Here is a 5,134-nt window from a genome sequence, read left to right as displayed (position 1 = left end):
CGCGTACACCATCCAGGCTCACACGTTCACCCTGGCCTACCAGAAAGTCAGCGGTGACGGTGACTACGGCTACGGCGTAGACGGCGGCGGCACGATTTTCCTGGCCAACTCCATCGCCCGTTCCGACTTCAACGCTGAAGACGAAAAATCCTGGCAAGCTCGCTACGACCTGAACATGGCCACTTTCGGCGTGCCAGGCCTGAGCTTCATGACTCGTTATGTCAGCGGTAGCGGCGCCAACACTGGCACCACTTCGAACGGCAAAGAGTGGGAACGCGACATCGAAGCCAAGTACGTGGTTCAGAGCGGCCCGGCAAAAGACCTGAGCCTTCGCGTTCGTCAAGCGACCTATCGTTCGTCTGATGGCGTGTACTACGGTTCGGCGTCGATCGACGAACTGCGTCTGATCGCGCAATACCCGCTGAACATCTTGTAATTAGCTGTTTAATTACAATGATGACTTAAGGCGTAAGCCTTAACTAAAAAGCCGCTCCCCTGCTTTGCAAGGGAGCGGCTTTTTTATTTCAGTTTTATTACACAAAAAAAATAACTAGCAAGCTAAGTAACTACATTGGCCTTACGCATCAAACTTGACCTATCGGCCAAGTTCGACAACCCGCGCTTAGTTATTTGGCAAGCGGTTCTTGCATCACGCGAATAACTCGCTGTGGAAACGGAATATCAATACCCGCCCCTTTCAAACGATCACGCGCCAGTTCATTGAGCATAAACACCACATCCCAATAATCCGGGGTATTGGTCCAGCAACGCAGGGAGACAGTGATCGAACTGTCTCCCAAGGTCGACACCACTGCCACAGGCGCAGGGTCAGCCAGCACGCGTGGGTCTTTGGCCAGCTCCAACAGCACTTCACGGGCTTTCTGCAAATCGGCTTCGTAGTCGACCCCCACATCAAACACCACCTTGCGGGTCGGCTGACGGTTGGTGTTGGTGATGAGGCCGTTGGACAGGCTACCGTTAGGGATGATCACGGTTTTGTTGTCGCCGGTGCGCAACACGGTGTGGAAGATCTGGATGCTGTCGACGGTACCGGAAGTGCCTTGTGCTTCGATCCAGTCACCAATGCGAAACGGACGGAACAACAGGATCAGTACGCCACCGGCGAAGTTCGCCAGGCTGCCTTGCAATGCCAGGCCGATGGCCAGAGTAGCGGCACCAATCGCGGCCACGAACGAGGTCGTGGCCACGCCGATCATCGAGGCCACGTTGACCACCAGCATGACTTTGAGCGCGATGTTGGCAAGGTTAGTGATGAAATGTTGCAGCGCCAGGTCGGCATTACGCAGCGCCAGCAAACGCCCCACGCGGTGGGTCAACACGTTAATCAGCCACCAACCGATGGCCAGGGTGACCACGGCCAGCAAAAACCGGCTGCCGTATTCCATAATCATCGGGAGCCAAGACTCAGAGGTCTTGATCAGGTGATCCATTTCAACGTTTAAATCCATCTATCTTCTCCTGTTGCGCGGATGTGCGGCTTAATTGACTGCCTTAAAACGCAAATGAGCCCCGAAGGGCTCAAGTGTAGGCACTGTTTCTGGGGCGTGGGACGTCAAAAACGCTCACAGGTTCCCCAATGTGCCATCAGTCGCGGAAGTTATTGAACTGCAGCGGCATGTCAAAGGTCTTGGCGCGCAGGGCAGCAATGGCTTCCTGCAGGTCGTCACGCTTCTTGCCGGTGATACGTACCTGCTCGCCCTGGATGGCGGCCTGGACCTTTAGCTTGGCATCTTTGACGTGAGCGACGATCTTCTTCGCCAGCTCCTTGTCGATGCCTTCCTTGAGCACGGCTTCCTGCTTCATCAGTTTGCCGGAGGCGTAGGCGTCCTTGATTTCTAGGCATTGCGCGTCGATCTTGCGCTTGACCAACGACAGCTTGAGGATCTCGATCATCGCTTCCAGCTGGAAATCGGCTTCAGCGGTCAGGTTGACGGTCAATTCCTTTTCCTTGAACTCGAAGCTGCCCTTGCCCTTCAAGTCGTAGCGACGGTCCAGCTCCTTGACGGCGTTTTCGACGGCGTTGGTGACTTCGTGTTTGTCCAGTTCGGATACCACGTCGAACGAAGGCATGTCATTTCTCCAAAATAAGGGGCGGGCTCAGTAGAGATGGAGCGCGCCCAAGCTAAAATGCCGAGGCATTATAGCGGTTCTTTCGCACCATTCATCGCAGGCGACCCTACGGAGCACAAACTGATGTCGACCACCTGGCATATTCTCGGCGCCGGCAGCCTGGGTACCCTCTGGGCCACGCGATTGTCGCGCGCGGGCCTGCCCGTGCGGCTGATAGTGCGCGATGCAGCACGCCTGGCCAGCTATGAGAAGGCGAGCGGCCTGACCCTGGTGGAACACGGCACAGAAAATACTTACCCGGTGATCGGCGAAACACCCGACAGCCCCGAGCCGATTCATCGCCTGTTGGTGGCGTGCAAAGCCTACGACGCCCAAAACGCCATCGCACAGCTGCAACACCGATTGGTACCGGACGCTGAACTGATCCTGCTGCAAAACGGCCTTGGCAGCCAGGATGCGGTGGCCGCGCAACTGCCCCAGGCCCGCTGTATCTTTGCCTCCAGCACCGAAGGCGCGTTTCGCGACGGCGATTGGCGCGTGGTCTTCGCCGGCCACGGCTACACCTGGCTGGGAGACGCGCGGCACCCCACTCCCCCGCTGTGGCTGGACGACCTGCACGCCGCCGGCATTCCCCATGAGTGGAGCACCGACATCCTGACGCGTTTATGGCGCAAGCTGGCGCTCAATTGCGCCATTAACCCATTGACCGTGCTTTACCAGTGCCGCAACGGCGGCCTGCAAGCCCACCAATGCGAAGTCGCGACCTTGTGCGCCGAACTCAGCGAGTTGCTCGAATGCTGCGGCCAACCCGCCGCCGCCCAGGACCTGCACAGCGAAGTGCAACGGGTGATCCAGGCCACCGCGGCCAATTATTCGTCCATGTATCAGGATGTGGCCTCCAGCCGTCGCACCGAAATCAGCTACCTGCTCGGTTATGCGTGCCAGGCGGCAGAGCGCCATCAATTGGTGCTGCCGCATCTGCAACAGTTGCGGGCGCGCCTGGTCGACTACTTGCACACACGCGGATTGGCCAGCGACTGAGGCACGCGCTACCCTGCCTACCTGTCTATCACCTGGAAAAAACCTGATGCCACTGCGCCAGCGTCTAGAAAATCTACCGGTAGGGCAGAAACTGCTGGCCGCCCTGCTGGTGCTGTTGACCACGGTATTACTGGTGGCCAACCTGACGTTTATCAGTGCCGCCTATTGGATCTCCCAGGAAAGCATGGCGCCCCAGGCGTTGCAGGCCATCGGTCGATTGGTGTCCAACCCGTCGCTGGCCGCCGAAGCCCTTGAATCCCCGGCCAAGGCCGACGCCCTGCTCAATGAGCTGACTAGCTATTCGCCATTACGCGCCGCCGCGCTGTACGACGGCGACGGCACCTTGCTCGCGCAGATGCAGCACGGCAACCGCCTGCACCTGCCGGAAAACTACCGGCATATCGAAGCCTGGCGCCTCACTGAGTTTCGCAGCAACCAGGTCATCACCCTGCCCCGCGCCGGCCAGCCGTCCGGGCATTTGCTGTTGGTGGCCAGCAGTGAGCTGCCTATGGCGTTCTATACCGGCACATTGACCGCCAGCCTCGGCATCCTGATTTTCAGCGTATTGCTGTGGCTGATCATCGCCCGCCAGATCAAACGCCTGATCACCCGCCCGATCCATGAGCTGGAAGAGCTCTCACGCCAGGTGACGCGCGAAGAGAACTACGCCCTGCGCGCCGGGCGCGGCAACCATGATGAAATCGGCAGCCTGGCCGAAGCCTTCAACACCATGTTGTCGCGCATCGAAGCCCGCGAGCAGCAGCTCAAACGTGCGCGAGACGACTCTCAGGCCGCCTACGACCAAGCCCAGGGCCTGGCCGAAGAAACACGCCACACCAACCGCAAGCTCGAACTCGAAGTGCAGGTGCGCAGCAAGATCGAGAAAAAGCTCACCGGCTTCCAGAACTACCTCAACAGCATCATCGACTCGATGCCGTCGGCGCTGATCGCCCTGGATGAACAGCTTTACGTCACCCAATGGAACCAGGAAGCCACGGCGCTTTCCGGCACGCGCCTGGATGAAGCGCTGAACCAGCCGATCTTCCTCGCCTTCCAGCCGCTCAAACCGTACCTGCCGCAGATAAAAGCCACGGTGGAGCAGCACACGGTGGAGCGCATTGAGCGTGTCACCTGGATCAAGGATGACGAACCCAAGCATTACGCCCTGACCTTCTACCCGTTGATGGGCGGTGCCGGACGCGGCGTGGTGATCCGTATCGACGACATCACCCAGCGTTTGTCCCTGGAAGAAATGATGGTGCAGTCGGAAAAAATGCTCTCCGTGGGCGGCCTGGCTGCGGGAATGGCCCATGAAATCAACAACCCGCTGGGGGCGATCCTGCATAACGTGCAGAACATCCGCCGGCGCCTGTCCCCCGACCTGCCGAAGAACCTGGAACACGCCGAACAGGCGGGTATCGAGCTGGAGACGGTCAACCACTACCTGCAAAGCCGCGAAGTCCCGCAATTGCTCGATGGCATCCAGCAAGCCGGCGCGCGGGCGGCGAAAATCGTCACCCATATGCTCAGCTTCAGCCGCCGCAGTAACCGCCAGATGGCGCCGTGCGACTTACCGGCACTGATCGACCAGGCCGTGGAAATTGCCGGTAACGACTTCGACCTGACCATCGGCTTCGACTTCAAGGGCCAGGCGATCATCCGCCAGTTCGACCCGCAACTGGGCCCGGTGCCCGGTACCGCCAACGAGCTGGAACAGGTGCTGCTCAATCTGCTGAAAAACGCTGCGCAAGCCATTCACCTGCGTGAAGACGACAGCGAGCCGGGGCGCATCATCTTGCGCACCCGCCTCAACCCGCCGTGGGCGGAGATCCAGGTGGAAGACAATGGCATCGGCATGAGCGAAAACGTGCGCAAACGCACGTTCGAGCCGTTCTTCACCACCAAGGAAATCGGCCAAGGCACCGGGCTTGGGCTGTCGGTGTCGTACTTCATCATCACCAACAACCATAAAGGCCAGATGGAAGTGCATTCCACCCTCGGC

The 5,134-nt window shown here is 59.1% G+C and carries 5 protein-coding genes; 3 read left to right on the top strand and 2 right to left on the bottom strand.

Translation table 11 applies throughout. The annotated features are described in order from the left end of the window. Nucleotides 1-436 (top strand): OprD family outer membrane porin (locus FEM54_RS23860; RefSeq protein WP_138453375.1); only part of this gene is annotated, 436 nt, incomplete at its 5' end. 190 nt (nucleotides 437-626) lie between these two features. On the opposite strand, the gene FEM54_RS23855 is transcribed toward FEM54_RS23860, so the two are convergent. Further along, nucleotides 627-1,469: a mechanosensitive ion channel family protein gene (locus tag FEM54_RS23855; protein WP_099549392.1), complete on the bottom strand. Its 843-nt coding sequence runs from the start codon at nucleotides 1,467-1,469 to the stop codon at nucleotides 627-629. A gap of 136 nt (nucleotides 1,470-1,605) precedes the next feature. Continuing rightward, nucleotides 1,606-2,091: a YajQ family cyclic di-GMP-binding protein gene (locus FEM54_RS23850; RefSeq protein ID WP_003209785.1), complete on the bottom strand. Its 486-nt coding sequence runs from the start codon at nucleotides 2,089-2,091 to the stop codon at nucleotides 1,606-1,608. A 123-nt stretch (nucleotides 2,092-2,214) separates the two neighbouring features. Here FEM54_RS23850 and FEM54_RS23845 point away from each other — a divergent pair, with 123 nt between their 5' ends. Together FEM54_RS23845 and FEM54_RS23840 are read left to right on the top strand one after the other, a co-directional pair. After that, nucleotides 2,215-3,132: a putative 2-dehydropantoate 2-reductase gene (locus FEM54_RS23845; RefSeq protein ID WP_138453374.1), complete on the top strand. Its 918-nt coding sequence runs from the start codon at nucleotides 2,215-2,217 to the stop codon at nucleotides 3,130-3,132. 46 nt (nucleotides 3,133-3,178) lie between these two features. Further along, nucleotides 3,179-5,134 (top strand): sensor histidine kinase (locus FEM54_RS23840; RefSeq protein ID WP_138453373.1); only part of this gene is annotated, 1,956 nt, incomplete at its 3' end.

The sequence above is a fragment of the Pseudomonas edaphica genome, from assembly GCF_005863185.1.
Taxonomy (GTDB): domain Bacteria; phylum Pseudomonadota; class Gammaproteobacteria; order Pseudomonadales; family Pseudomonadaceae; genus Aquipseudomonas; species Aquipseudomonas edaphica.
This window is presented reverse-complemented; position numbering and strand designations above follow the sequence as displayed.

Coding starts and splice junctions, on each gene's coding strand:
- FEM54_RS23850 (WP_003209785.1), bottom strand. CDS start 2,091: ATGCCTTCGTTCGACGTGGTATCCGAACTGGACAAACACGAAGTCACC.
- FEM54_RS23845 (WP_138453374.1), top strand. CDS start 2,215: ATGTCGACCACCTGGCATATTCTCGGCGCCGGCAGCCTGGGTACCCTC.
- FEM54_RS23855 (WP_099549392.1), bottom strand. CDS start 1,469: ATGGATTTAAACGTTGAAATGGATCACCTGATCAAGACCTCTGAGTCT.